The organism is Paenarthrobacter sp. 22069 (assembly GCF_052046035.1).
In the GTDB taxonomy this organism is placed as follows: Bacteria; Actinomycetota; Actinomycetes; order Actinomycetales; family Micrococcaceae; genus Arthrobacter.
Window position 1 is genome coordinate 1 of the sequence record NZ_JBQEQF010000033.1, and the last position, 25,355, is coordinate 25,355.

Genomic DNA, 25,355 nt, shown 5'->3' on the forward strand with positions numbered 1-25,355 from the left:
TGGAAATTCTCTAATGGTCTTGGCTGGTCTGGTGCTGGCTGGGAGGCTGGTGCAGGCCCCTCCGGGGTGTGACTCATGGAAATTCTGGCCCGAACCTCATCAGGCTCGGTGCCTTTAGCAAGACTCGTCCACCTCGGAACGGGCCTGCGCCGGTCCGCCCGCGCTGATGGCCTGATAGAAGATTGTCCGGGCTCCCCCGATGGGAGCGCCGTGACCCGTTAGAGAAGTGCCTCAACGCAGCTCCAGCCGGACTGGCACCGCACAGGTACCGACTACGGGAAGGAGCCCAGCCCCATGACCATGGTGGCGGAAACGTACGAATTCATCGTCGGAGTGGATACTCACTCCCGCACCCACACCTACGCCCTGATGGCTGCCAGAACTGGAGCTATCGAGGAAACCAAGACCTTTCCGGCCAGCGAGAGCGGCATCAACAGAGCTGCCGCGTGGATACATCGTGCTGGCGGGCCAGAGCGTTCCGTCATCGTCGCGGTCGAAGGCACCGGCTCCTATGGCGCCGCCCTGACCAGAGCACTCACCGGGAGTGGACTGCACGTGGTTGAAGCCCGGCCGCCCCGGCGCGGCTCACGTGGAAGCAGGGGCAAGTCTGATGCCATCGATGCCATCGCCGCAGCCCGCGCCACGCACGCATTAGACACCGCCCGGCTTGTCCGGCCGCGAGCCGAAGGAACCCGCGAAGCACTCACAGTACTCCTGGCCGCAAGACGACGCCTGGACACTGCACGAACCATCAACCGCAACGCGCTGAACGCATTGGTCCGGACGACCGACTTGGGCCTTGATGCTCGGCGTGCACTGATGGACGCGCAGATTGAACTCGTTGCCTCGTGGCGGCCGCGAGCCGCCGACCCCATCCAGGTCGCAGTGGCAAGAAACGAAGCCCGCCGACTCGCCCGGGAAATCCTGACCTCAACCGCTTCGCTGAAAGAAAACAAAGCACTCCTGGGCGAACTGGTTCAACAACTCGCTCCCGGACTGCAAAACGAAGCCGGGGTCGGACCGGTGACTGCAGCCCTGGTCCTCGCAGCCTACTCACATCACGGCAGGGTCCGCTCCGAAGCCGCCTTCGCAGCCCTCGCCGGCGCCTGCCCCATCCCCGCGTCCTCCGGAAACACCACACGACACCGGCTCAACCGCAACGGCGACCGGCAGCTGAATCGCGCACTGGACGTCATCGCAAGAACACGGCTGACGTTCGACCCGAGAACAAGAGCCTACGCTGAGCGCCGAACCTCCGAAGGGATGAACCGACGTGAGATCCGGCGCTGCCTCAAACGCTATGTCGCACGCCAGCTCTACCGGAGGCTGCAGACAATCATGGCTTGACACAAACCATAGAAGAGTCTTGCCCGCAACGGACACTTGGCCGGGGTGTGGAGACCACTGTTCCACCAGGAATCCGGGAAGGGGCTGGCCGTCAGGGTGCCAGGGGTGGAGGCATCGGCGGTCCACCACGAACAGCTCCGAGTCCAATTCGGTGGCCAGCCTCAGGACGAGGCTCTGCCAGTGGTCCTCGGACGCCCCTGCGGTGCGGAGGAGGTCATAGACCCGTGCAGTCTGGCGGAGCCGGCGGGATTCCTCCAGCAGCGACGACTCCGCTACGGACCTTGCTATGGCGATGAACGGTAGCGGATACGGAATGTTGATCAGGGGCAGCGGGAGTTTGTTGCAGGCCTCAATGAATTCGGCCGTGAGCGGCGGCGCATGCATCTTCTCGCCAATGGCCAGGGCACTTGCCCCGGAATCCACCAGGGCGTCGGCGAGCGCAACCTGGCCTTCCGCGTCCGCGGGGATGGAGAGCCCGTTGGTCATCATCAGCTCACCGCCCGTGACCCATTCCCAGAGCCTCGGGAGATCCGAGGTGTGGGCCCATGTGATCCGGTTGTTTGCCCCGTCCGCGCCCGCCAGGAGAGTAAGCCCCAGCTGCGGCTCGGACACGAGTTCGGCAACGGTGATGGCCACGGGCAGGCTCCTGGTTCTGATGGGGCGTCGGCTTAGACGGCGTTTAGACATTCGTCTAAGTACCTCGGCCATTTGTAGTCAATGTACCGCTATCCGCAGTGATCCGCGCCACTAAGAATTGAGGTATGCACTTCCCGCTCAACGGCGAGCGCCCCAGCTATCGAAGGATCAAGCCATGACAACCCACCAGCCCATAGGCCCCGTGGACGCAACGAAGGTCCCCCGCTATGCGGGCCTGGGCACCTTTGCCCGACTTCCTCAAATCGACCGGGTGCCGGACTACGACATCGCCATTGTCGGCGTGCCGTTTGACGGCGGAACTTCCTTCCGTCCAGGAGCACGTTTCGGCCCGGCCGCGGTCCGCGAAGCCTCCCGGCTGCTCCGTCCCGGCTACCATCCCGAGCTGGACGTGGAGCCCGTCTACGAGGCGCAGGTGGTGGATGCCGGCGACATTGCCTGTACTCCTTACGACATCACCCGCGCCGTCCGCGAAATCGAAGAGCAGGCACTCCCCCTCCTGGGCGGGGACAAGAAATTGATCTCCATCGGCGGTGACCACACGATCGCCCTGCCCATGCTGCGGGCGCTGAACAAGGTCCACGGACCCGTGGCGCTGCTCCATTTCGATGCCCACCTGGACACATGGGACACGTACTTCGACCAGCCCGTCACGCACGGAACCATCTTCCGGCGCGCCTTCGAGGAAGGCCTGCTCGTGGAGGACAGCTCCATGCATGTAGGCATCCGAGGCCCGGTCTACGACCGCAACGACTTTCTCCGCGACCACGAGTTCGGTTTCCAGATCATCCGGTGCTCGGACCTGGACGTCCTCGGCGTTCCTGCGGCGATACGACAGGTGAAGGAGCGGCTGGGTGAGACACCCGTTTACGTGTCCATCGATATCGACGTCCTGGATCCGTCCTACGCGCCCGGAACCGGAACACCGGAAATGGGCGGACTCCACTCACGCGAACTTCTCGCCCTGCTCCGCGGACTGGACGGCATCAACATCGTGGGGGCCGACGTCGTGGAGGTCGCACCTGCCTACGACCATGCCGACATCACCACCCTGGCCGCCGCGACGCTCGTCTTCGACCTGCTGGCGCTGATGGTCAACCGCAGCAAGACCGCCGGGATGCGCGAACTCGAATCGGTTGCCAGGAGCGCATCATGAGCACCCCCACCTCTGAAGTACCCCGGCTTGAAGACAAGACCATCCAGCCGATCCCTGCCCATGAACGCCATGGCAAGGCCCGGGACCTCTTCACCATCTGGTTTGGGTCGAACATCATGATCATGACCATCGTGACCGGCGGGCTCGCCACCACGGTGTTCGGCTTGGGCTTTGTTCCCGCGGTCGTCGGCATCATCATCGGCAATGTTGTCGGCGGAATCTTCATGGCACTGCATTCAGCCCAGGGTCCCCAGCTGGGTGTGGCGCAGATGATCCAGACCCGCGGCCAGTTCGGTTCGTTCGGAGCGCTGCTGATCGTGGTGATTGTGGTCATCATGTATGTCGGGTTCTTCGCAGCCAACCTTGTCTTCGGCGGCGAGGCCATGGCCGCGGTGAGCCCCGGCATCAGCGTTGACGCCGGCATCATGATCATCGGCGTCGTCAGCGTTGTTGCGACGATTTTCGGTTACAGGCTCATACACGCCTACGCCCGCTTCCTGAGCGTGGTGGCCGGAATCGCCCTGCTGTTGGCGTTTGCCTGGATCCTGCTGGTGGACGGCCTTCCGGCGGGTTTCCTGGAACAGGGCAACTTCAACTGGGTGGGATTCATGGGCACCGTCTCGGTCTCGGCCCTGTGGCAACTCGCCTACGCCCCTTACGTTTCGGACTATTCCCGCTACATGCCCCAAGGTACGGGGTCACTGCACGCTTTCTGGGCCTCCTACTCGGGCTGCGTACTGGGAACCCTGTTCCCGATGCTGCTCGGCGCCCTCGTCGGAACTCTGGCCGTAAGCATGAGCGTGGAAGCCGGCAACGTTGAGATCGTGGGCAGCCTTGGCGCCCTGCTCCAGCCATGGACCATCATGATCGTCGGCATCTTCTGCCTGGGCGTTGCAGCGTCGAATGCGATGAACCTGTACTGCGGCGTCCTCTGCACCCTGACCATAGGACAGACCTTCAAACCCAACTGGTTGCCGCGGGCCAAAACCCGAAGCATCGCCGCGGTCATCCTCTTTACCGTCGCGGTGGCCATCGCCCTGTTCGCCCGCGACAACTTCATCCTCTTCTACACGAACTTCCTGTCCTTCCTGATGTACGTCCTGGTCCCCTGGACGGCCATCAACCTGGTGGATTACTACCTCCTCAGGCATGGCGACTACAAAGTTGAAGACTTCTTCAAGCGCGACGGCGGTGTGTACGGGCGGTTCAATTGGATCGCCATCGGCTCCTACATCGCCGGCGCCCTGATCCAGGTTCCCTTCTCGGCAACCGCTGTCTACACCGGCCCCTTCGCAACAGCCCTGGGTGGCGTGGACATCTCCTGGATCGTCGGCCTGGTTGTTGTAGCCCCGCTCTATTACCTGGCGGCCCGCGTCTTCCGGAAAAAGACTGAAGCCGCGCCGCTTCCCGCCCCCACCCTTGCCCCCGACCTCATCTGAAAGCGAAGCATCATGACCACCACCCAGCCGGAAACCTTCACCGTCCATCGATCAGGCTCCGACAGCACGGGCGTCGCCGCGCTGCTCCCGCCAACGGGCCACTTCATTGCCGGCTCCTTCGTTCCGGGCTCGTCCCGTGAACTGATCGACGTCGTCAATCCCGCGACCGAGGAGATTATCGCCTCAGTCCAGGCAGGCAGCGCCGCCGACGTCGACGCCGCGGTGGCTGCCGCCGTCCAGGCCCAGAAGACCTGGGGGGCCACCACACCCAAGGAACGGTCAGATGTGCTGAACCTGATCGCCAACATCATCGAAACCAACCGCGACGCGTTCGAAGCCCTCGAGTCCGCCAACACGGGCAAGCCACGGCCGGTAGCGGAAGACGATGTCACCAGCACCGTGGACACCTTCCGATTCATGGCAGGAGCGTGCCGGACACTGACGTCCATGGCCGGCGGGGACTACGCCACAGGCCACACGTCGGTCATCCTGCGGGAACCGGCCGGGGTTGTTGGCGTTATCACCCCCTGGAATTACCCGCTCCTGATGGCAGCGTGGAAGGTTGCCCCCATTCTGGCCGCAGGCAACAGCATCGTCCTGAAACCCTCCGAACAAACGCCCCTCTCGACGCTCAAGCTCGCGGAGCTGCTCGCCGGACGCATCCCGGACGGCATCCTCAACGTGGTGACGGGCCAGGGCAGGACTGTCGGGCAGCGGCTTTCGGAGCACCCGGACATTTCCCTGGTGGCCCTAACCGGCAGTGTTGCCAGCGGACAAGCGGTGGCTGAAACGGCGGCGCGGTCAGTGAAGCGCGTCCACCTGGAACTCGGCGGCAAGGCCCCTGTGCTTGTCTTCGCCGACGCGGACCTGCCTGCGGCCGCTGCAGGCGTCCGGAACGCCGGCTATTGGAACGCCGGGCAGGACTGTGGTGCGGCGTGCCGTGTGCTGGTGCACGAGTCGGTGGCCGAAGAGTTCACCCGGCATTTGGTGCGCGAGGTGGGCACCCTGGTGGTGGGCTCTCCGGATGCCGGCGACGAGGTGGAGATGGGCCCCATGATTTCCCGGCCGCACTTTGAGCGCGTCAAGCAATCCCTCGAGGAGGCCAAAGCTGCCGGATTGACCATCGCCATCGGCGGTTCAGTCATGCAGGGCACCGGATACTTCCTCGAGCCGACGGTCATCACCGACGTTCCGGCTGGAGCGCCCATCGCCACCCATGAGATCTTTGGCCCCGTAGTTACGGTCGAAACATTCAGCAGCACCGACGAGGCAGTGCGCCGTGCCAATGAAAGCCCCTACGGTCTTTCCGCCTCGGTTTGGACCCATGATTCGAGCCTGTCGCTGCGGGTACCCAAGCAACTCGACTTTGGTACCGTCTGGGTCAATGCCCACCTGGTGCTGGCCTGCGAAGTGCCTTGGGGCGGGTTCAAGGGATCCGGCTACGGCCGCGACCTCTCGCTCTATGCCCTGGACGACTACTCCCGCACCAAACACGTCATGATCAACCACAGCGCGTGAACCCTACAAGCAACGGAGCTTCAGAAATGACCAGCCTGAACCATGTGCCGGCGCCCACGGCAGCCGCTGCACCTCCAGTGCCCTACCGAACCGACGCCACATGGACCAACTGGGGCGGAAACCAGAGTGCCACACCGGCATTCACCGTCCAGCCGCGCAATGAACAGGAAGCGCTCGACGCGGTACGGTTTGCCCTCCGTGAAGGCCTTCCGGTGCGCGCTGTCGGATCAGGACATTCCTCCTCGCCACTGGTACAGACCGGCGGGGTCCTGATGGACATGTCCCGCCTTTCGGCCATCACGGGCACCGACAAGCGCCAGCGGCGTGCCCGGGCTATGGCGGGAACCACCATCAACGCGTTCGGCGACGCCCTCTGGGCACAAGGATTGGCCCTGGGTAACCAGGGGGACATCGATAAGCAACAGATCGCCGGGGCGCTGGCAACCAGCACGCACGGCTCCGGGAAGGACCTGGGCAGTTTCTCGTCGAAACTGCGGTGGGTGAAGCTGATCAACGGCTACGGCGAGATCGTTGAAATCGGCGAGGGGCAGCTGCGCGAGCTCCGGGCCGCCCAAGTTGCCCTGGGCACCCTTGGCGTCTTCCTTGAGGTTGAACTGGACGTCGAGGACAAGTACTACCTGCAGGAACAAATCACCTACCCCACATGGGCCGAGACAACCGCCACGTGGCAGTCCGACATTGACTCAAACCGGCACTATTCGTTCCTCTGGTGCCCCGATTCCGACTCCTGTGAATTGCTGGACCTGCCCGGTTCGCCCGGCCACGACATGACGGACCGCAGCTACACCAAGCGGTACAACGTGGCCCACATCCAGGACGAAAGCGAACTTTCCACCCGTGAAGGAGCGCGGCTGGACCGCTCGTACCGGATCTACCCCGGCGGCTTCACCACCCAGTTCCACGAACTTGAGTACTTCGTCCGCAGCGAGGACGGACTGGCCGCCGTGGAGGCTGTCCAGGACCTTATCAGGACCAGGCATCACGACCAGAAGTACCCCGTGGAGGTCCGTTGGGTAAAGGCCGACGATGCTTATATGTCCCAGTTCCAGGGACGCGACAGCACCGTCATTACGTTGACCACCAAGCCCGGTACCGACTACTGGCAGTTCTTCCGTGACGCCGACGCCGTCCTGCAGGAGTTCGAACCGCGGGCGCATTGGGGGAAGATCCACTTCATGACCAGGAGCCGCCTGGAGCGCCTCTACCCCGGACTGGATACCTTCATCCAGGTCCGCCGCGAATTCGATCCACGCGGCATTTTCCTTAACGACCACACCCGCGCCTTGTTCGGCTGACCGCGGCCTGTGGCGGCCACTGCGGCAGGATCCTAAGTAAGGCGGATACCCGACGACGGCACCCACCCTGGGTGCCGTCGTCCGGCATGTGGGGACAGGGCCTTCCTAAGCACGGCCCGTAATCGGCTCCAGTTCCGCGGAGGACGGTGGGTCTGCGCCTGGGCGGGATCGGGTTCGGAGCCGCTTTCACCTCCGCCCTTCGCTTCCTCATCCCGGCAGTGCAAGCCCAGGACAGGGCGGCCACCATCTCCGCCGTTTACGTGGTGGCCTACCTGGGCTTCAGCATCCCGGTCATCCTCGTGGGACAACTCCCCGCACTCCTCGGTCTGATCCCGGCCATAGCCCGCTACGCCAGTGCAACGTTCGCGCTTGCGATCATCAGCCTCATAGGGCAGTTCCGGCAGCACAGAACCAAACGCTGATGCCGGCGACTGGGGCGACAGGCGTGACGGGCGCTGCGCTTGGTCGCAATGCAGTCTGCTCCATGGAATAATCCGAGCTAGTGGTCCTTACCGGACCGCTCCAGATTAAGGAGGGCTCGATGCAGGCCACATCAGAGAGTACGGCGCATCCACCTAACGCGCACATCAACAACTCTCAGGTGCCGAAGCATGAGCAGCTCCGTCTCATCATCCTTAAGCTTGCAAAAGAGGAGTTGGAGCCCGGGGCCCGGCTTCCCAGCGAACGTACCCTCATGGATTCGTATGGCGTCAGCCGCATCACGGTACGGGCGGCGATCGGCCGCCTGGTCAATGAGGGGCACCTGGTACGCGTTCCCGCCAAGGGCACATTCGTTGCGGACTCGCCCGTCCAGTCCACGCTGCATCTGGCCTCATTCACGCAGGAGATGGAAGCGATGGGGCACGTTCCCAGCACCGTGGTGCTGGTGGCCGAACGCCTTGAGGCCCCGGACGACACCGCAGAGGCGCTCGGCCTCGCCCCGGGCGCCGAGGCATACCACCTGAAGCGGCTCCGCCTGGCGGATGGCCGCCCGGTGAGCGTCGACGATGCCTGGTACAACCCCCAGCATGCGCCCGGACTGCTGGGCATCGATCTCAGCGGCTCCGTCTACAAGGCCCTGGCCGGGCAGTTCGGGCACCAAATCGACCGGGCACGCCAAAGCGTCCGGTCCGAGGGCGCCCCGGCCGACGTCGGGGCGCTCCTCGGGACGGGAACAGGGGCACCGGTGCTTGCGTTTGACCGGGTGTCCTATTCAGGCGACCTGGCCATCGAGCATTCGCGTTCCTGGTACCGTTCGGACCGCTACTCCCTCACCATGGAAGTGCGCCTGTAGCAGGGAGCCTAGCCGAGCGTAAACAGCAATTCGCCGGCCGTGACGGTGCCCGCGTCCACAAGCGTGGCGCTGTCCGCCTTGGTATCCAGGACGACGACGGGACTCACCATTGAGTAACCCGCGGCCACGGCCGCGGCGGGGTCCACGTGCATGACCGGCGCGCCGGCCTCGACCTCATCGCCTTGGGTGACCAGCAGCTTGAAGCCTTCGCCCTTGAGTTTGACGGTATCGATCCCCACGTGCGTCAGCACGCCCCGGCCGGATGACTCAACCACCACGAAGGCGTGCGGCAGCATCTTGACCACTTTCCCCGCAACGGGGGATACGACGTCGAACGCCACACCTGCAGGCGGTTCCACGGCCGCGCCGGAACCCACCATCTGTCCCGCGAATACGGGGTCGGGAACCTCGGCCAGCGGAATGACCGTACCGCCGATCGGGGCATGAACCAGCAGGGACTGCGCCATTAGAGGAGGTCCTCGATGTCCTCGGCCAGCCTGTCCGCCTCGGGCCCCACGATCACCTGGACCGCGGTGCCGGCTGCCAGGACGCCGTGGGCACCTGCCGCCTTGAGGGTCGCTTCGTTAACCAGTGACGAGTCCTTGACCTCGGTGCGCAGCCGCGTGATGCAGGCTTCGACCTCCAGGATGTTGCCGGCCCCGCCCAGGCCTTCAATGATTTTTTCTGCTTTGGACATGGCTGCCCTTTCTGACGGTGCCCGCTCGGAGCACATCTTCCAACACCGGAGCCGGCGGCTGCGGTACGACCAATGATGGCTTCTTTTGCCACAGTCGGCCTGCCCCGGAGGAGATTTTCATTCCTTGACAGCGACGGTGGGATGAATCACACTGAACTGGTCATAACCAGACAGTACCGGCTGGAACCGTTCTTTCACAAACCCCCACCGAACCCCGCAGAGGTGCACACCATGTCATCCGAAACCACCGCCCTGGCCACTGAAAAGAAGCCAAACAGGGCCTTCGCCACCCTCCAGCGGCTGGGCCGCTGCCTGATGCTCCCCATCGCTGTCCTTCCGGCCGCCGGCATCCTGCTTCGCATTGGCCAGGCCGACCTGCTCGGCGCCATTCCCGGCTTCGAAGGCGGCGCCGCCGTTATTTCGGCGGCCGGCAACGCCGTCTTTACCTGGCTCCCGCTCATCTTCGCCGTCGGCATCGCCGTGGGCTGGGCTAAGAAGGCTGACGGGTCCACGGCACTCGCGGCGGTTGTGGGCTACATGGTGATCGACGGCGTCTTCAAGGCCATGTCGCCGCTGGTTCTCGACGGGCAACTGGACCCCGGAGGGAAGCCGGCAATGATCAACTACGGCGTCCTTGCCGGCATCGTGGTGGGCCTGTTGTCCGCCGGGCTGTGGCAGCGCTTCTACCGCACCAAGCTGCCGGACTTCCTCGGCTTCTTCAGCGGCCGCCGCCTGGTGCCCATCCTGACTTCCGTCACCAGCCTTGTGGCCGGCGTCGTCCTCGCGCTCCTGTACCCGCTCTTCAACGCAGGCCTTTCCGCGGTGGGCCAGTTTGTGTCCGGCAACGCCGTACTGGGCGGCGGAATCTACGGTTTCGCCAACCGCATGCTGATCCCTGCCGGACTCCACCACATCCTGAACTCCGGCGTATGGTTCCTCATCGGCGACTACACCGACGCGTCCGGCCACCTGGTGCGCGGCGATCTGAACCGCTTCTTTGCCGGCGACCCCACCGCGGGCACCTTCATGACCGGCTTCTTCCCCATCATGATGTTCGGCCTTCCGGCCGCCGCCCTGGCCATCTGGCGCCACGCCAAGCCCACACAGAAGAAGATCGTGGGCGGCATCATGCTCTCCACGGCGCTCACGGCGTTCTTCACCGGCATCACCGAACCGCTTGAGTACTCGTTCATGTTCGTCGCCTTCCCGCTCTACATCGTCCACGCAGCGCTGACCGGAACCTCCATGGCCCTGGTGAACGCGCTGGGGATCCACCACGGCTTCACGTTCTCAGCCGGGTTGATCGATTTCGTCCTGAACTTCGGCAAAGCACAGAACGCGTGGCTGTTGATCCCGATTGGCCTGGGCTACGCGGCGATCTACTACTTCCTCTTCTCGTTCGTCATCAAGCGCTGGAACCTGCGCACGCCCGGCCGCGAAGACGATGAAGTCACGGTGGAAACCGAAGCCGCGAAGTAGCCCCGTCCAACAACAGCAACCTCCAGCCGAAAGCATCGCACCGCATGGAAATCATCATCCTTCCCACCCCTGACGACGTGGCCCGCACGGCCGCGGATGCCATCGAGGAACAGGTCCGGCTCGGGCCGTCCGTCCTGGGGCTGGCCACGGGCTCCACCCCCCTGGGAACGTACCAGGAACTCATTAGGCGGCACCGGCATGGCGGGCTGAGCTTCGCCGCGGCCCAGGCCTTCCTGCTGGACGAGTACGTGGGTCTACCTCCCGGCCACCCGCAGTCCTACCATTCGGTCATCAGGGCGGAATTCACGGCAAGCGTGGACTTCGGCCCCGGCGCAGTGCACGGACTGGACGGCCTGGCCCAGGATCCCCGGGCGGAGGCTGCCGCCTACGAGGCCCGGATCGCCGCCGCTGGAGGCGTGGATATCCAGATCCTGGGCATCGGGACGGATGGCCACGTGGGCTTCAATGAGCCGATGTCCTCGCTCGCCTCCCGCACGCGGATCAAAACGCTCACCCGGCAGACACGCCAGGACAATGCCCGCTTCTTTGACGCACCGGAGGACGTTCCGGACCATGTGCTGACCCAGGGGCTCGGAACCATCCGGGAGGCCCGGCACCTCCTGCTGCTGGCGATGGGTGCGGCCAAGGCTGAGGCTGTGGCTGCCGCCGTCGAAGGTCCCGTAGCAGCGGTCTGCCCGGCGTCGGCCCTCCAGCTGCACCCGCACGTTTCGGTGCTGGTGGATGAGGCGGCGGCCTCCCGCCTCGCCCACCGCGGGTATTACCAGGACACCTTCGGCCGGAAGCCGGCATGGCAGGGACTGTGAGCTCCGGGCCCCTGCCCGTGGCCCGGTCCGGGCCACAGCTCGAGCTGGCAGTGGAAAATGCCGACGGCGTACGGCTGGCAATGTCCGTGGGCGCGGCCCGGGTTGAACTCTGTGCCGCCCTGGCGGAAACCGAGGGCATCACGCCCAGCATCGGCACCATCGAGCAGGCGTGCAGCCAGGGCCTCCCGGTTCATGTCCTGGTGCGTCCGCGGCCCGGCAACTTTGTGTACGAGCCGGGCGAGCTGGATGTCATTGAGCGCGACGTCGCCGCGGCACTGCGCGCCGGCGCCGCGGGCGTGGTGGTTGGTGTGCTTGGGTCCGACAGCGGCCCCGACGTTCCGGCGATGCGGCGCATCGTGGCAGCTGCCCGGGCAGTGCGGCCGGACGCCGAGGTGACGTTTCACCGTGCCTTCGACGCAGCCCTGGGGGCCGGTGTGGATCCGGCCGAGGCCCTCTTCCGGCTGCAGCAGGCTGGAGTGGACCGTGTCCTGACCAGCGGCGGCGGCACCGACTGCGCCGCGGGGATGGAGATGCTGGCAAGGATCGTGCAGCAGGGGCGCCGGAGCGCACCTTCGGTGCAGATCATGGCCGGCGGGGGCGTCACCCTGGCACTCGTACCGTCACTCCTGGACGCCGGAGTCCATGCCGTGCACACCTCGGCGCGGCCCCGGCACGGGAATGCCGGGGATTCCGGGGTCCGTGCCGGCGCCGCGGACCCGGCCCTGGCCGCACGCATGGCGGCCGCCGTGTCCGCGAAGAAATCGATGAACGAAGGACTGTTTCTGGATGGGCACTGAACTGGTTCTTCGTGGCCGGATCGTCACCGCGTCGCTGGATATTGCGGACGGCGTGGTGGCGGCCGACGGCGGCCTGGTCACCTTCGCCGGCCCTGCCCGGGACTTCCCCGGGGTACTTCCGCCGAAGGCACCGGCCGGCCAGGTCCTGGTGCCCGGCCTGGTGGACGTGCACTGCCATGGCGCCTTCGGTTCGGACTTCTCGGAAGGTGATCCTGGGGACGCAGAACGGGCGGCGCGCTACCTGCACAGCCGTGGAACCACCACGTTGGTCGCCAGCCTGGTCACCGGAAAACCCGAAAACCTGGTCAGGAACCTCGGGGTGCTGCGGGAGCTTGCAGGCCTGGGGCTCATTGCCGGGTCGCACCTCGAGGGTCCTTTCCTCTCGGACCAGCAGTGCGGCGCGCACGATCCCGCCTTGCTCCTCAAACCTGATGGCGAGCTGGTGGCCCGCCTGCTGGCAGCGGCGGGGCCAACCCTGGCCTCCATGACCCTGGCGGCCGAGCTGCCCGGGGCCTTCGAACTTGTTGACCAGCTGACGGCCCGTGGCATCATCCCCTCTCTTGGCCACACCGCTGCGGACAGTGCAACGGCGGCTGCGTTCCTGGCGCGGGCGGTGTCAGGCCTGAATGTGGCCGGGAATCCCGGCGGCAAGAAGCGTCCGAGTGTCACCCACCTGTTCAACGCCATGCCTCCACTGCACCACCGCTCCCCGGGGCCGGTATCGGCGAGCCTCAGCGCGGCCCGGGCCGGGACGGCAGTGGTGGAACTCATTGCCGATGGCGTGCACCTGGCACCGGAAACCGTGAAGCTGGTGTTCGACCTCGTGGGTCCGCAGAACATCGCCTTGGTAACCGACTCGATGGCCGCCACCGGGCTGGAGGACGGACGGTACCGGCTGGGTTCCCTGGCCGTCACGGTCAGCGGCGGCGTCGCCCGTGTTGACGCGACGGGCGCCATCGCCGGCGGAACCAGCACGCTGCTGGACGTGGTCCGCCGCTGCGTGGCTGCGGGGGTTCCACTGCGCGATGCGGTCACCTCCGCTTCGGCAGTCCCGGCCTCCTTGCTGGGCCTCTCGGCGCATGCCGGTGACCTGCGCACTGGCATGCAGGCCGATGTCGTCGTCCTTGACGGGGACCTGGACCTGGCAGCAGTGTGGCGAAGGGGTGAACAGGTCAGCGCGCCCGGTACAGCAAGCGCCAGCGGGTTGGAGCCGGAAGGACAGTCTTGAGCGCCGGCAGTCCAGGCCTGCCGGGCTATCTTCGCCGGGGGCCCCGGGGGTTTCCGAGCTGGCCCCGTGACCAGGTTTCGGCATCCGGGGGAAGAACCCGGCACGGCCCGGAAGCGTAGATTGTGGGCATGAACACCTCACAACTTCGCCGCGAAGTTTTCGCCGATCGGCTCCTGAATGTCGCCGAGTTCACCCACGCCCATTGGTTTTTCGGAAACCTCTATGAGGCGCTGGTCAAAATCCCCGACCGGGTGGCTGCCGCGGAGACCGGCCGGGAACTCTCCCGGTCCCCCTTTGGAGCGGGCAGCCCCGGCCGCTATTACGCGCCCGTCGCACCGATCAACGCACCGGCAGCTATCGGTGCGCTGGTAGCCGAGTGGAACCATCCGGGCAGCAGAGCCGCACTGCTGGTTGGCGCCACCAGCTCAGCCATAGGCGCCGCTGCTACCGTCTATGTCCTTCGAGTCCTGAATCCGAGGCTGTTCTTCAGCCCTCAGCCGCTCAGTGAGGACCAACGCCGCCCTTTGCTGGCACGCTGGTATCGAATTCATGCGGTCAGGCTGACCGCCAGCGCCGTGGCCCTCGCAGCGATCCGCCACGCCCGCACCCTCAGGCTCACAACCCGCTGAACAGGCACCACAAGACGCTGCTGCCCAGCCCACGCAGTCCGGCAATTCGCGGACCGGGGCCACTGCCTGGCTGCGCGGCCGGTTCCTGGTTGCGGGCGCACTATGCCCCGCGTCCAGGAACGGTGGGGTTGCTGGAGTCCGGGCGCTTGCCGTTTGGGAAAAAGACCATGACTGCGTAGGCAGCGCCGAGAACCATCATGCTGATCACCCAGCCAGTCGCCAAAATGAGCTGGGTCCATCGATCGCTGTTCTCGAACGGGGTAAGGGATTGCCCGGCAACGACCACCCTGCGGGCAGCATGCCGCGCGACCACCGCCATCCTGAGGTCAGGCTCCGGCTGCCAGGTAACGGCGTCAGTTCCTGCGGTGCGGGCGGTATCCAGGACGCCGGCCGGAAGATCCGGCACTTCCCCATGCAGGGTCACCGTCGTGAAGACCGGTTTGTTGTCATCCCCGTAGACGATGAGGAAGGTGCCGCTGTCCTTGGTCAGTTCCAGACGCGGCCCGGTGGCGGGGTCCGCGTCAAGCTGTTGAATCTGCGCTGCCAGGGCCGCCACCGGTGCATCGTTCACCGCCCGACGGCCAATCTGCTGCAACGTCAGGTAGACAGTTCCGAAAACAATCGTGACGATCACAGCTGCCGCCACCCAGCCCGAAATTCTCTGCATGCGGCAATCATGCACCCTAATCGGGACCATGCATCCTGGTTCCCCGCCAGCCTCCATAACACGCTGCGCTTCAGGCCGTCAGCCAAGCTGCTGGGTCTCCTGCCAGAACGACCCCCAGGTCGCGTGCGGCACCCTTCGACGCCAAGCCGGGGTCAGCGCACCACCTTGCGGTGGCCGGCGTCCAACCGCTGGGTCCACCCCCGCGAATCGAGGTGCTCCAGAAGTGGAACGGCGATCCGGCGCGTTGTTCCGAGGGCCTGGCGCGCTTCGCTGGTGGTGAAGGGCTGCGCCAGGCCGGCGAGCGTACGCATCGCAAGGGCCGGCGCCGTTGGCAGCAGCACCACGCCGTCGCGCAGCCGCATCAGACGTCCCGCGCGTTCGGCGGCAGCCAGCTCCCGGGTGCCCAAGCCCAGTGCGGCCAGCTCCTCGGATTCCGGGGCCTGGAACGCATGTGCGCTGAGCCTGCGCTCCAGCTCGGCGATCGCGGTTTCGACGGGGCCAAGATCGCCCCGGCTGCCCGGCAGCCGGATGTGGCCTGCGTCCTGTTCCAGGGCAGCCCCGCGGATGACGTGGGAAAGCAGCCTCTCGTCGGGCAAGCGAAGCAGATCGCGGGCTGCCCCCATGGACAGGCCCGGCGCCAACGGATCGCGTTCATGCAGCGACTGGACTGCGTTGCGAAGCTGCTGCTGCCACGCCTCAAGGACCGGAGCATGCACCCACCAGTCATCGATGACCTGTACACCTGGCGGCGCCGTGGGTTGGTGGCCGGACAGCAGGCCCAACCTTCGCAGATGCTCCAGCTGAACAGCCTTGCGGGCTGCCACCTCCCCCAGCACGTCGCCCGCCGGGTCCATGCCGGCAAGCCGTTCGGCCCAGTGGGCGCCGTCGCCCCGCCGCCGCAAGGCCGGTGGATCGGCGTCGAGGATGCGGGCGCCGCCCAGCACGGAGCGGCTCCCGGGGTCGCGAAGCACCAGCCGGTCCCCGAGAACGAGGGGCAGGTGCCTGTCCAGGACGAGCCGGGCGTGGTCCGCGCCGAAAGGACGCAGCCGGGCCGGCACGGACGCGGTGCCGACATGGATCATGAGCTGCTCCGGCACATCCGTGTAGGCCTCCCCCGTCGTCCGCTGGATGCCCACCACGCCCGTGGTGGGCCAGGCGTCGGGGGTAAGCAGCGCGTCCCCGCGCCGGATGTCCGTCGCGGCAACGTCCCGCAGGTTCAAAGCCACACGGCTGACCGGCGCCACCGAGCTGTACGAGGTGTCGCGGCTTTGCAGGCCACGGACGACGACGGACCGGGAACCAAAGTGGCCAAGCATGGTGAGCCGGTCCCCCTGGACGATTGTTCCTGCTGCCAGCGTTCCGGTCACCACGGTGCCGGAACCGGTGATCGTGAATGAGCGGTCCACCCACAGCCGGACCCGCCCATCGGTGGCAGGATGCGGCACGCTGGCCAGGACGCCGTCGAGCGCTGAACGCAGGTCAGGCAGGCCGGTTCCGTCGATGGCGGACACGGCAACTGCCGGCGCGTCCTTCAGTCCAGTACCGGCCAACTCCACACGGGTCCGTGCCAGCACGTCCGCCACCCGTTGACTGGACGCCCGGTCCGCGCGGCTGAGGACCACCACGCCGTGTTCTATGCCCAGCGCCGCCACGGCGTCCCGGTGGTCACTCGACTGGGCCTGCCATCCTTCGTCGGCGGCAACGACGAAACAGACCACCGGAGCCGGCCCGACTCCGGCCAGCATGTTGCCCAGGAACCGCTCGTGGCCCGGGACGTCCACGAACGCAACGTCCTGTCCGGACGGCAGCGTGGTCCAGGCATAACCGAGGTCAATGGTGAGGCCGCGCCGCCGTTCTTCTTCCCACCGGTCCGGCTCCATGCCGGTGAGGGCGCGGACCAGGGTGCTCTTGCCGGAGTCCACATGTCCGGCCGTGGCGACAACGTGCACCGCTCAGCCCGCCCTGCCTGCATCCGCAGCCTCGAAGGCTGCCAGCGCCTGCCGTACCGCCTCGAGAATCCGGTCGTCCTCCACTGCGGGCACGCACCGGAGATCGATAAGGCAGGAACCATCGTGGACACGCGGAAGCACGGCGGGATCACCGGTGCGCAGGAGCCGCGCCAGTCCTTCGGGGAGCCGGAGTGCCCACCCGGGCAGGGGGAAGCCGGGGGCGCCTCCGCCGCCGACCCTGCCGTCATGCGGAACCACGGGTACTCCGAGTTCACCGGCGAGCCGGTCGGTACGGCGCCGCAAATGTCCGTCGTCGGCGTGCAACGACTGCACGACGGGCGGGGTTCCGCCCGCGACGGTTGCCTCCAGGGCGGCGAGGGCAAGTTTGTCGGCCCGCACAGCCCGGGCAAGCGGATGGCGTGCCAGCCGGGTGATGACCTCCTTGCGGCCCAGCAGCAGGCCGGCCTGGGGTCCGCCCAGCAGTTTGTCACCGCTGGCGATGACGACGTCGGCCCCTGCCGCCAAGGCGGACGCAACGTCAGGTTCGTCGGGGAGGTGTGGGTCGGGCGCCAGCAGTCCGCTCCCAAGGTCGGCCACGAGCGGGACCCCGTTTGCCCGTGCCAGAGGGGCCAGTTCGTGCAGCGCAACAGCGGACGTGAAACCCTCCACCCGGAAGTTGCTCGGATGGACCTTCAGGACGCAGGCGGTAGCGGGACCCAGGGCATCCGCGTAGTCACGCAGGTGGGTCCGGTTGGTGGTGCCCACCTCGCGGAGCCTTGCGCCCGTCGATTCCATCAGGTCGGTGAGCCGGAAGCCGGCACCAATTTCAACCAGTTCGCCGCGGCTGACCACCACTTCCCTGCCGGCCGCCAGGGCGGTGGTGGCCAGTACCAGGGCCGCTGCTCCGTTGTTGACTACCAGCGCCTCTTCGGCGGCGGGACAGGCGGCGAGCAGTGCCGCCCGGGCTCCGGCGCCCCGGCGGGATCGGTTTCCGTCCGCCAGGTCGAGTTCCACATCGACGTAGCCGCTGGCTGCGACAACAGCTTGGACAGCAGCCTCGGAAAGGGGCGCCCGCCCGAGGTTGGTGTGGACGATGACCCCGGTTGCGTTCAACACCGGGCGCAGGGTGGTTGCCTTGCGGCCGGCGATGGCGGCCAGGAGGACAGGCTCAACTTCTCCGGGAGGGAGGTCGCCGCGCCGGGCCTGGTCCTGGATGTCCCGGACCAGCTCGCGGATCACCCGCTCGTTCAGCCATGTCCGGGCTTCGCGGACGGGCGGCAGTGCCAGCAGGTCGTTCGTGCGGGGAATCAGGCGCCGGGGATCGACGTGGTCCACAGGCCTCCTCAGATCGCGGCATCCACTGCCGAAAATTGGCGGTGGCGGACGGGAATCGAACCCGCCAGGCCGAGATGCTCAGCCTCACCGGTTTTGAAGACCGGGGGGCCCACCAGGACCCGGACGCCACCGCGGATCAATATAGCAGGTCGTCTGCCGGGGGTAGGCTAGGCGGGTGATTGAGGCACAGACGTCAGTTCAGCAACCCGATGGGGGCGCCGGCGCGCTCAGGCTCACCGACTATGCCCATGGAGGAGGCTGCGCCTGCAAGATTCCCCCCGGCGAACTCGAGGATGCTGTCCGCGGACTCATCGGCCAGCCGGGTGCAGAGGTGCTGGTTGGCCTGGACAGTGGCGACGACGCCGCAGCCGTCCTGGTGCGCGAGGATCTTGCTGTCCTGACCACCGCCGATTTCTTCACTCCCGTGGTCGACGATGCCTTCGCCTGGGGGCGGATCGCCGCCGCCAATGCGCTCTCGGATATTTACGCCATGGGCGGTAAGCCTGTTACGGCCATTAACCTGGTCGGCTGGCCCCGCGGGGTCCTGCCGATGGAGCTGATGACGGAGGTCCTCCGCGGCGGGCTGAGCGTGGCGTCCGAGGCCGGTTGCCCCGTGCTCGGAGGCCACTCCATTGATGATCCGGAACCCAAGTACGGCATGGCGGTCACCGGGGTCGCGCACCCGGACCAGTTGTTGCGCAACGATGCCGCCCAGCCGGGGTTGCCCATCACGCTTACCAAGCCAATCGGCGTCGGGCTTCTGAACAACCGGCACAAAAAGACCGGTGAGGTGTTCGCCGAGGCGATAGAGATGATGGCGGCCCTGAACCGCGACGCCTCGGAAGCCGCTGTTGCCGCCGGGGTCCGCGCTGCAACTGATGTCACAGGTTTTGGTCTGTTTGGGCATCTTCACAAGATGGTCCGCGCGTCGGACGTGGGCGCAGTGATCGATCTCAAGGCTGTACCAGTGATTGAGGGAGCCCGCGAGGCCCTCCGCGACGGTTTTGTCTCCGGCGGCACGCAGCGCAACCTCGACTGGGTGCGCCCGCACCTCGATACCGCGCCGGGCATCACGGAAGACGATCTCCTGCTGCTGGCCGACGCTCAGACCTCCGGCGGGCTGCTGGTGGTCGGCGAACTGCCCGGGCACCCCGTCATCGGACACACCACCGCAGGCCGGGGGATCCAGATTCGCTGACGCGTGGCGGCCAGTCAGCTGCCGGTGGTGATCGCGTCGCCGGTCACGCCGGCGGCGCGGCGGGCCGCCAGCCGGTTCTTCTGCGGTTCGATGGTGTACCGCGGGTCCTTGGCGGAGGCCAGCCCGGCCTCGAACACGCCGAACCGGGTAAGTGCCGAAGCAGCCAGCAAAGCCAACCCTGAAGCCGCAGCCGCGACGCGGTTGCGGCCGCCCAAAAGTGCACCCAATCCGCCGGCCAATGCCAGCCGTTCGCTCCATTTCAGCATGGTGCCTGCCTTGCCCTGATGCAGGGGCTCGGCTGCCACCGGATCCATCCGGCGCTCCATGATTTTCATGGCAAGCACGTCGCCCACCACCCCGAGCACGGCCAGGTTGCGTGCAGGACCGCTCTCGCGCACCGGCGTGGTGACCATGGCCAGCCCGGCGGATGCGAGACACGCGGAACTCACAAAGACAAACGGCAGTTCCTCGTGGGCGGCGTTCCAGGTGGGGGTCGCGGTGTCGCCAAGCAGCACCGCAGTGTACGCCGCCAGAGGTCCGGCAAATAACGCCGCCTCAACGCCTGCCGGTCCTTCGACTGCCTGCAGGACCGTGCGCAGCGGTCCCAGCGGCAGCCGGTTTCCGCTCATCCGGTCGATTTCCGCCACTGCCGCGACGCCCGCGCCGGCACTGAAGGCGCTCAGGATCCAGGAGCCCACACTCATCGGGGAGGTCACCTTGAAGGTCCGCAGCATATTCAGGAACCGCTCCGGCCTGCCCAGGTCCTTCACCAAAGCGACAGCGCCGGCGCCCACCGCGGTCAAAGCACCCAGCCGGGCATTCCGGCGCAGGATCGGACGTCCGGTCAACTGCCCGCCGAGGCCAAGCAGTGCCGAGCCTGCTGCCACGCCGCCCAGGAACAGGTAAATGGCGACGTCATCGCCCCAGGGTGCGGGCTTGACGACGGAGCGCCCGTAGTAGGAGGTGAATTCCGGCTCCGGGACCATGGGCATCTCGCGGGAACCGTCCCCGTTGTCCCTGCGCCGGCGCACGCCGGGTTTGCCGTCCTGGCGGCGGCGCCGGGCAGGCTCCGCAGGCCGGAAGCTGTCGAATTCGGAAAGGGTCACGCCCGTCCTCCCAGGAAAGCCAATGCTGCGGCCGCGGCCATCCCCGCTACTGCCATACCTGCCCGCCGGTACATCCGGGGCAGATCGGCCGTGGGGACACGCGGGTCCGGCGGGAGGCCGTACACCTCGGGCTCATCGAGCAGGAGGAACACGGATCCGGTTCCGCCAACGCCGTCGTTCTCGTTCGCACCGTAAAGCCTTGCTTCGGTCATGCCCTGCGCATGCAGAGTGGCGACGCGCTCCCGGGCTGTTTCCACCATGTCATCGTGGTCGCCGAACTTGATGGATGTCGTCGGGCATGCCTTGGCGCAGGCCGGCGTCTCGTCGGCCACCAGCCGGTCGTAGCACAACGTGCACTTCTGGGCGATTCCCTCGTTCGGAACGGCGGGGTGCTTGGCGTGCTGTTCCTCCCTGCTGGCGGCGACCTTGACCGTGCCGTTGCTGCGCCGCTCGATAACGCCGAAGGGGCAGCCGGCCACGCAGGTTCCGCAGCCGTTGCAGACATCGTCCTGGACCACGACGGTGCCGAATTCGGTGCGGAAAAGGGCCCCCGTCGGGCAGACGTCCAGGCATCCGGCGTGCGTACAGTGCTTGCAGACGTCCGAGGACATCAGCCACCGGAAGTCCGCGGTGTCCGGCGGCGTGGTATCCGCTCCTGCCACGTCCGTCTGCACGGACCCAGCCGGGGCGGGAGGACCAATACGGGGCATGCCCAGGCTGACCAGCGCCCGGCCCGATTCGCGGGCCTCGGCAATGCGGTCCTGGCCTTGCTCAATGAACGCCACATGCCGCCAGGTGCTGGCACCGAGCGATCCGGTGTTGTCGTAGGAAGACCCCAGCAACTCGAGGTTTCCGTCCTGCGGATTATGGTTCCATTCCTTGCAGGCGACTTCACAGGCCTTGCAGCCGATGCAGATCGACGTGTCAGTGAAGAATCCCTTGCGCGGATGATTGTGTTCCCAGTGGGCTTCGGCTGTGGGGTCTGTCGGTCCGGACAACTGGCCCATCTAGTCCTCCCTTGTCGGATCGGTACCCACGGCCGGTTCAATGCCTTCAGCCGCTGGGTCAGTGACGGCACGGTTACCGGTATCGGCGGTCAGTCCTGCCCGCTCCTGGTACTCGGCAACCAAGGCAAGCAGTTCTTTCCCGCGAGGCCGGCGGCCCGGACGGATGTCGCACGAAGCCACCTTGGACTCCTGGATCTGGACGTTTGGGTCCAGGGTCACGCCCAGCAGGTCGTTGGCGGCATCACCGCTGACCACGGCATTGCTGCCGACGCCCCAGTGGTAGGGCAGCCCGATTTGGTGCACGGTGTGGCCGCCAACAGCCAAGGGTCTCATCCGGTCCGTGACAAGCACCTTCGCCTCGATGGCGGACCGGGGCGAGATGATCGTGGCCCACCCATAGGGCTCCAGGCCCTTCTCGGCGGCCAGTTCAGGCGAGACCTCGCAGAACATCTCCGGCTGGAGTTCCGAAAGGTAAGGAAGCCAGCGGCTCATCCCGCCCGCCGTGTGGTGCTCCGTGAGCCGGTACGTAGTGAAGACGTACGGGTACACGTCCGCCCCGCTGGTTCCAGCACTTGGTGCGCTGAGGTTATCCGCGCGGGGGAACACGAGCCGAGTAGGACTCTGCTGCTGCGGGTACAGCGCGTTCGCCACCGGTGATTCCTGGGCTTCGTAATGGGTGGGAAGGGGGCCATCCATAAGGCCTTTCGGCGCGAACAACCAGCCCTTGCCATCGGCCTGCATGATGAAGGGATCATCCCCGCTGAGTGCGGCTGGTCCACCGACGGAGGGGTCCGGCTTACTGCCCGGCGCCCGGTCGACGGGGAAGTCCGGCACGTCGTCACCGACCCACTTACCCTGCTCCTGGTCCCACCAGATGTACTTCTTGCGCTCGCTCCACGGCTTGCCGGCAGGATCGGCCGACGCACGGTTGTAGAGGATCCGGCGGTTGGCTGGCCATGCCCAGCCCCATTCCGGGGCCGCAGGCTCCGGTCCCCCGCCCGGCTTGCGGTTGGCGGCATGGTTGAAGCCGTCAGCGTACACGCCGGTGTAGATCCAACAGCCGGCCGCCGTGGATCCGTCGGCGCGGAGTTCGGTGTACGCCGATACTGGCTTGCCGGCATCTGGACCGTCCAGGTGGCGTCCGTTGATTTCCGCCAGCACGGCTTCGGCGTCCGGATCGCCATGCTCATCCGTGGGGTAGTCCCAGGTGAGGTCGAGCAGGGGCCGGTCCCGTTCGTCTTTTGATCCGGCCAGCTTCTCGCGGATCCGCTGGCCCAGCTCGAAGAAGAACTGCAGTTCGCTTTGGCACTCCCCCGGCGGTGCCACGGCCTGGTGCCGCCACTGCAGCAGCCGCTGGGTCTGCGTGAACGAGCCGGCTTTCTCGACATGGGTCGCGGCAGGCAGGAAGAACACCTCGGTTTCAATGTCCTCCGTGCGCAGTTCCCCGGATTCGATTTCCGGCCCGTCTTTCCACCATGTGGCGGACTCGATGAGGTTCAGGTCGCGCACCACAAGCCACTTCAGATGGGACATGGCGAGCCGCTGCATGCGGCCGTGGGCCGAACCCACCGCCGGATTTTGTCCGAGGATAAAGTAGCCTTCCACTTCATCCTCGAGCATGCCCATCACTGTCTCGTAGGTACCGTGGGCTCCGGTCAGCCGCGGAAGGTAGTCGTAAGCCCAGTCGTTGTCGGCAGTTGCGGCGTCACCCCACCAGGCCTTCAGGAGGCTGATGGTGTAGGCATCGGCGTCGGCCCAAAAACCCTTCTGCTGTTTCGAGCCGATGACTGACAGGTAATCCTCGAGGCTGTCATGGCGTCCGGCGCTGGGCATCGGCAGGTACCCGGGCAGGAGATTGAACAGCGTGGGGATGTCCGTGGAGCCCTGGATGCTGGCATGGCCGCGCAGCGCCATGATTCCGCCGCCCGGGCGGCCGACGTTACCAAGGAGGAGCTGCAGGATGGCGGCTGCCCGGATGAACTGCGCTCCCAGGGAGTGCTGGGTCCAACCGACGGCATAGGCGAAACACGTGGTCCGGTCGCGGCCGGAGTTTTCCGTGATGGTGCGGGCCAGGTACTCGAAGTCCGCGACACTGATGCCACACATGTCCTGCACCATCTGCGCGGTGTACCGGGCGTAGTGCCGCTTCACGATCTGGAAGACAGTCCGCGGGTCCTGGAGGGTGTCGTCGCGCTGCACTTCCGCGTGCTCCAAGGGCGGGCCGCCGCTTCCAAAAGCGTGGCCGGCCGCACGCGCCGTGGCATCCGCGCCGTGTTCCGAACCGGGCCCCGGCTCGTCAATGGCGCCGTCTTCTTTTTCCGCATAGGCCCATGAAGAGGTGTCGTAAGCGCGCTTCTCCGGATCAAAGCCTGAGAACAGGCCGCCCAGGTCCTCGGCGTCGCGGTAATCCTCGTGGACAAGCGTGGCGGCATTGGTGTACGCGCTCACGTACTCCTTAAACCACAGGTCATTGGTAAGGACGTAGTTAATAAGCGCGCCAAGGAGCACCACATCAGAGCCGGCGCGAATGGGAATGTGCTTGTCTGACACCGCCGAGGTCCGCGTGAACCTCGGGTCCACATGGATGACTTTCGCTCCGCGGGCTTTAGCCTCCGCCACCCACTGGTATCCAACGGGATGGCACTCGGCCATGTTGGAACCCTGGATGACGATGCAGTCGGCGTTGGCCATGTCCTGCAGTGATTGCGTCGCACCACCGCGTCCAAACGAGGCTCCCAAACTGGGAACCGTGGCGGAGTGTCATATGCGGGCCTGGTTCTCGGTCTGCACCGCCCCCGCAGCAGTAAAGAGCTTCTTGATCAGGTAGTTTTCTTCGTTGTCCAGGGTTGCTCCGCCCAGCGAGGCGATACCCATGGTGCGGCGGAGCAGCCTGCCCTGGTCGTCCTCCTGCTGCCACGTCCTGCGACGGGTTTCAAGGAACCGGTCGGCCACCATCTCGACCGCCGTAGCCAGGTCCAGGTGTTGCCACTCCTTGGAGCGGGGTGCACGGTAAAGCACCTTGGTCTGCCGGCCGGGTGAATTGACCAGTTGCTCGCTGGCAGAACCCTTGGGGCACAGCCGGCCGCGCGAGATGGGGGAATCCGGATCGCCTTCGATCTGGACGACCTTTTCGTCCTTAACGTAGACACGCTGCCCACAGCCAACAGCACAGTACGGGCACACGCTCTGGACAACGCGGTCAGCAGTAGCAGTGCGGGGGGCAATGGCCTTCGTTTTGGCCGAAGTGACGGCGGGCCCACGGCCCAGCAGATCCCCCGTGCTCAACTGACGGACGACCGGCCATTGAAGAAAACTTCGCGGTGCCATTTCAGGAGCATAACCCGAAGCGCCGCCAAAGCAACAGGACAGCTTTCGCGTGTCTTAAGGAACGGACTGCGCCGAATCGGACGCCAACGCGGACCGCTTCAATGCACGCGGGCCATCCAGCCAAGCAGTCCCCGCCAACTAAACATGTACGACGACGGGCCGCGCCGCCGTCGTGCGCCTTCCGCTTCAGACATCAATGGCGGGCAGCCGGGCCAGGCACGGACGGAACAATTGTGCATGCGCTGCAGCCCTGATTTGCCCGTATTCACGTCGTTTTCGACAACGCCGATTAATAGATTGACAGTGTGCGTGGCAGGCGTCACACTGTTGCATATGGTGATCGATGTTGCGTACAGCGCGTTTGGACTTGTCCACGATGGTCGCATCG

21 protein-coding genes, 1 tRNA gene and 1 pseudogene are annotated in these 25,355 nt (G+C 66.1%); 13 read left to right on the plus strand and 10 right to left on the minus strand.

Annotation, left to right across the window (positions count from 1 at the left end; genetic code table 11):
- Positions 1-294 precede the first annotated feature (294 nt).
- Positions 295-1,347, plus strand: a complete 1,053-nt coding sequence (locus ACTJK0_RS19630) for an IS110 family transposase (RefSeq protein ID WP_440746202.1) — start codon at positions 295-297, stop codon at positions 1,345-1,347.
- Between the two features lie 6 nt (positions 1,348-1,353).
- Here the strand turns inward: ACTJK0_RS19630 and ACTJK0_RS19635 are convergent.
- A pseudogene (locus ACTJK0_RS19635) lies at positions 1,354-1,983 on the minus strand (PucR family transcriptional regulator ligand-binding domain-containing protein); the annotation flags it as partial.
- Between the two features lie 175 nt (positions 1,984-2,158).
- Here ACTJK0_RS19635 and speB point away from each other — a divergent pair.
- From speB to ACTJK0_RS19665, 6 genes are all read left to right on the plus strand, one after another.
- On the plus strand, positions 2,159-3,157 hold the full coding sequence (speB, locus tag ACTJK0_RS19640) for an agmatinase (RefSeq protein ID WP_110543213.1): 999 nt from the start codon (positions 2,159-2,161) through the stop codon (positions 3,155-3,157).
- Complete coding sequence (locus tag ACTJK0_RS19645; RefSeq protein WP_440746314.1) at positions 3,154-4,596, plus strand: purine-cytosine permease family protein; 1,443 nt, start codon at positions 3,154-3,156, stop codon at positions 4,594-4,596. Before speB ends, ACTJK0_RS19645 begins: the two co-directional genes overlap by 4 nt.
- A gap of 12 nt (positions 4,597-4,608) precedes the next feature.
- Positions 4,609-6,114, plus strand: coding sequence for an aminobutyraldehyde dehydrogenase (locus tag ACTJK0_RS19650; RefSeq protein WP_110543217.1), 1,506 nt, complete (start codon positions 4,609-4,611; stop codon positions 6,112-6,114).
- 26 nt (positions 6,115-6,140) lie between these two features.
- The gene (locus tag ACTJK0_RS19655; protein ID WP_110543219.1) at positions 6,141-7,430 is read left to right on the plus strand and encodes a D-arabinono-1,4-lactone oxidase; all 1,290 of its coding nucleotides are present in this window, start codon (positions 6,141-6,143) and stop codon (positions 7,428-7,430) included.
- 146 nt (positions 7,431-7,576) lie between these two features.
- Positions 7,577-7,852, plus strand: a complete 276-nt coding sequence (locus tag ACTJK0_RS19660; protein ID WP_440746315.1) for a hypothetical protein — start codon at positions 7,577-7,579, stop codon at positions 7,850-7,852.
- A gap of 119 nt (positions 7,853-7,971) precedes the next feature.
- A complete protein-coding gene (locus tag ACTJK0_RS19665) occupies positions 7,972-8,724 on the plus strand; it encodes a GntR family transcriptional regulator (RefSeq protein WP_440746316.1) in 753 nt (250 codons plus the stop codon).
- 8 nt (positions 8,725-8,732) lie between these two features.
- Here the strand turns inward: ACTJK0_RS19665 and ACTJK0_RS19670 are convergent, their stop codons facing one another.
- Together ACTJK0_RS19670 and ACTJK0_RS19675 are read right to left on the minus strand one after the other, a co-directional pair.
- A complete protein-coding gene (locus ACTJK0_RS19670) occupies positions 8,733-9,191 on the minus strand; it encodes a PTS glucose transporter subunit IIA (protein WP_110543224.1) in 459 nt (152 codons plus the stop codon).
- Positions 9,191-9,421, minus strand: coding sequence for a glucose PTS transporter subunit EIIB (locus ACTJK0_RS19675; protein WP_440746317.1), 231 nt, complete (start codon positions 9,419-9,421; stop codon positions 9,191-9,193). Before ACTJK0_RS19675 ends, ACTJK0_RS19670 begins: the two co-directional genes overlap by 1 nt.
- Before the next feature lie 231 nt (positions 9,422-9,652).
- Between ACTJK0_RS19675 and ACTJK0_RS19680 the strand changes: the two genes are divergently transcribed.
- The 5 genes from ACTJK0_RS19680 to ACTJK0_RS19700 all read left to right on the plus strand — a co-directional run bounded on the left by ACTJK0_RS19680 (position 9,653) and on the right by ACTJK0_RS19700 (position 14,378).
- Positions 9,653-10,900, plus strand: a complete 1,248-nt coding sequence (locus tag ACTJK0_RS19680; RefSeq protein WP_110543450.1) for a PTS transporter subunit EIIC — start codon at positions 9,653-9,655, stop codon at positions 10,898-10,900.
- A gap of 44 nt (positions 10,901-10,944) precedes the next feature.
- Positions 10,945-11,724, plus strand: coding sequence for a glucosamine-6-phosphate deaminase (gene nagB, locus ACTJK0_RS19685; RefSeq protein WP_440746318.1), 780 nt, complete (start codon positions 10,945-10,947; stop codon positions 11,722-11,724).
- Positions 11,709-12,521, plus strand: coding sequence for a copper homeostasis protein CutC (locus tag ACTJK0_RS19690; protein ID WP_440746319.1), 813 nt, complete (start codon positions 11,709-11,711; stop codon positions 12,519-12,521). The genes nagB and ACTJK0_RS19690 overlap by 16 nt, the downstream gene beginning before the upstream one ends.
- Positions 12,511-13,749 carry an N-acetylglucosamine-6-phosphate deacetylase gene (locus ACTJK0_RS19695; RefSeq protein ID WP_440746320.1) on the plus strand — a complete coding sequence of 413 codons (1,239 nt, stop codon included), beginning with the start codon at positions 12,511-12,513 and terminating at the stop codon, positions 13,747-13,749. Before ACTJK0_RS19690 ends, ACTJK0_RS19695 begins: the two co-directional genes overlap by 11 nt.
- A 128-nt stretch (positions 13,750-13,877) precedes the next feature.
- Positions 13,878-14,378, plus strand: coding sequence for a hypothetical protein (locus ACTJK0_RS19700; RefSeq protein WP_440746321.1), 501 nt, complete (start codon positions 13,878-13,880; stop codon positions 14,376-14,378).
- A 100-nt stretch (positions 14,379-14,478) separates the two neighbouring features.
- Here ACTJK0_RS19700 and ACTJK0_RS19705 read toward each other — a convergent pair whose 3' ends face one another.
- The 4 genes from ACTJK0_RS19705 to ACTJK0_RS19720 form a co-directional block, all read right to left on the minus strand.
- Complete coding sequence (locus ACTJK0_RS19705) at positions 14,479-15,045, minus strand: hypothetical protein (protein WP_110543234.1); 567 nt, start codon at positions 15,043-15,045, stop codon at positions 14,479-14,481.
- Between the two features lie 152 nt (positions 15,046-15,197).
- Positions 15,198-16,994, minus strand: a complete 1,797-nt coding sequence (gene selB / locus ACTJK0_RS19710; protein WP_110543236.1) for a selenocysteine-specific translation elongation factor — start codon at positions 16,992-16,994, stop codon at positions 15,198-15,200.
- A 3-nt stretch (positions 16,995-16,997) separates the two neighbouring features.
- Positions 16,998-18,329 (minus strand): L-seryl-tRNA(Sec) selenium transferase, encoded by a 1,332-nt coding sequence (selA, locus tag ACTJK0_RS19715; RefSeq protein ID WP_440746322.1) that lies wholly within the window; start codon positions 18,327-18,329, stop codon positions 16,998-17,000.
- Positions 18,330-18,365: 36 nt separating this feature from the next.
- A tRNA-Sec gene (locus ACTJK0_RS19720) sits at positions 18,366-18,460 on the minus strand.
- 44 nt (positions 18,461-18,504) lie between these two features.
- Between ACTJK0_RS19720 and selD the strand changes: the two genes are divergently transcribed.
- The gene (gene selD / locus ACTJK0_RS19725; protein WP_110543239.1) at positions 18,505-19,527 is read left to right on the plus strand and encodes a selenide, water dikinase SelD; all 1,023 of its coding nucleotides are present in this window, start codon (positions 18,505-18,507) and stop codon (positions 19,525-19,527) included.
- A gap of 14 nt (positions 19,528-19,541) precedes the next feature.
- On the opposite strand, the gene nrfD is transcribed toward selD, so the two are convergent.
- From nrfD to fdh, 3 genes are read right to left on the minus strand one after another with little or no spacing between them, the layout of a single operon-like run.
- Positions 19,542-20,633 (minus strand): NrfD/PsrC family molybdoenzyme membrane anchor subunit, encoded by a 1,092-nt coding sequence (gene nrfD, locus ACTJK0_RS19730; protein WP_440746323.1) that lies wholly within the window; start codon positions 20,631-20,633, stop codon positions 19,542-19,544.
- Entirely contained in the window at positions 20,630-21,640 is a 1,011-nt protein-coding gene (locus ACTJK0_RS19735; protein WP_440746324.1) for a 4Fe-4S dicluster domain-containing protein, read from the minus strand. Before ACTJK0_RS19735 ends, nrfD begins: the two co-directional genes overlap by 4 nt.
- Positions 21,641-24,967 carry a formate dehydrogenase gene (gene fdh, locus ACTJK0_RS19740; RefSeq protein WP_110543244.1) on the minus strand — a complete coding sequence of 1,109 codons (3,327 nt, stop codon included), beginning with the start codon at positions 24,965-24,967 and terminating at the stop codon, positions 21,641-21,643.
- Positions 24,968-25,355 lie beyond the last annotated feature (388 nt).

Bases quoted from the DNA above. Each gene is read 5' to 3' on its own strand.
- ACTJK0_RS19670 (WP_110543224.1), bottom strand. From the start codon at position 9,191: ATGGCGCAGTCCCTGCTGGTTCATGCCCCGATCGGCGGTACGGTCATT.
- nagB (WP_440746318.1), top strand. From the start codon at position 10,945: ATGGAAATCATCATCCTTCCCACCCCTGACGACGTGGCCCGCACGGCC.
- ACTJK0_RS19645 (WP_440746314.1), top strand. From the start codon at position 3,154: ATGAGCACCCCCACCTCTGAAGTACCCCGGCTTGAAGACAAGACCATC.
- ACTJK0_RS19690 (WP_440746319.1), top strand. From the start codon at position 11,709: ATGGCAGGGACTGTGAGCTCCGGGCCCCTGCCCGTGGCCCGGTCCGGG.
- ACTJK0_RS19680 (WP_110543450.1), top strand. From the start codon at position 9,653: ATGTCATCCGAAACCACCGCCCTGGCCACTGAAAAGAAGCCAAACAGG.
- ACTJK0_RS19695 (WP_440746320.1), top strand. From the start codon at position 12,511: ATGGGCACTGAACTGGTTCTTCGTGGCCGGATCGTCACCGCGTCGCTG.
- speB (WP_110543213.1), top strand. From the start codon at position 2,159: ATGACAACCCACCAGCCCATAGGCCCCGTGGACGCAACGAAGGTCCCC.
- ACTJK0_RS19650 (WP_110543217.1), top strand. From the start codon at position 4,609: ATGACCACCACCCAGCCGGAAACCTTCACCGTCCATCGATCAGGCTCC.
- ACTJK0_RS19705 (WP_110543234.1), bottom strand. From the start codon at position 15,045: ATGCAGAGAATTTCGGGCTGGGTGGCGGCAGCTGTGATCGTCACGATT.
- ACTJK0_RS19675 (WP_440746317.1), bottom strand. From the start codon at position 9,421: ATGTCCAAAGCAGAAAAAATCATTGAAGGCCTGGGCGGGGCCGGCAAC.
- ACTJK0_RS19630 (WP_440746202.1), top strand. From the start codon at position 295: ATGACCATGGTGGCGGAAACGTACGAATTCATCGTCGGAGTGGATACT.
- ACTJK0_RS19735 (WP_440746324.1), bottom strand. From the start codon at position 21,640: ATGGGCCAGTTGTCCGGACCGACAGACCCCACAGCCGAAGCCCACTGG.
- ACTJK0_RS19655 (WP_110543219.1), top strand. From the start codon at position 6,141: ATGACCAGCCTGAACCATGTGCCGGCGCCCACGGCAGCCGCTGCACCT.
- ACTJK0_RS19700 (WP_440746321.1), top strand. From the start codon at position 13,878: ATGAACACCTCACAACTTCGCCGCGAAGTTTTCGCCGATCGGCTCCTG.
- ACTJK0_RS19665 (WP_440746316.1), top strand. From the start codon at position 7,972: ATGCAGGCCACATCAGAGAGTACGGCGCATCCACCTAACGCGCACATC.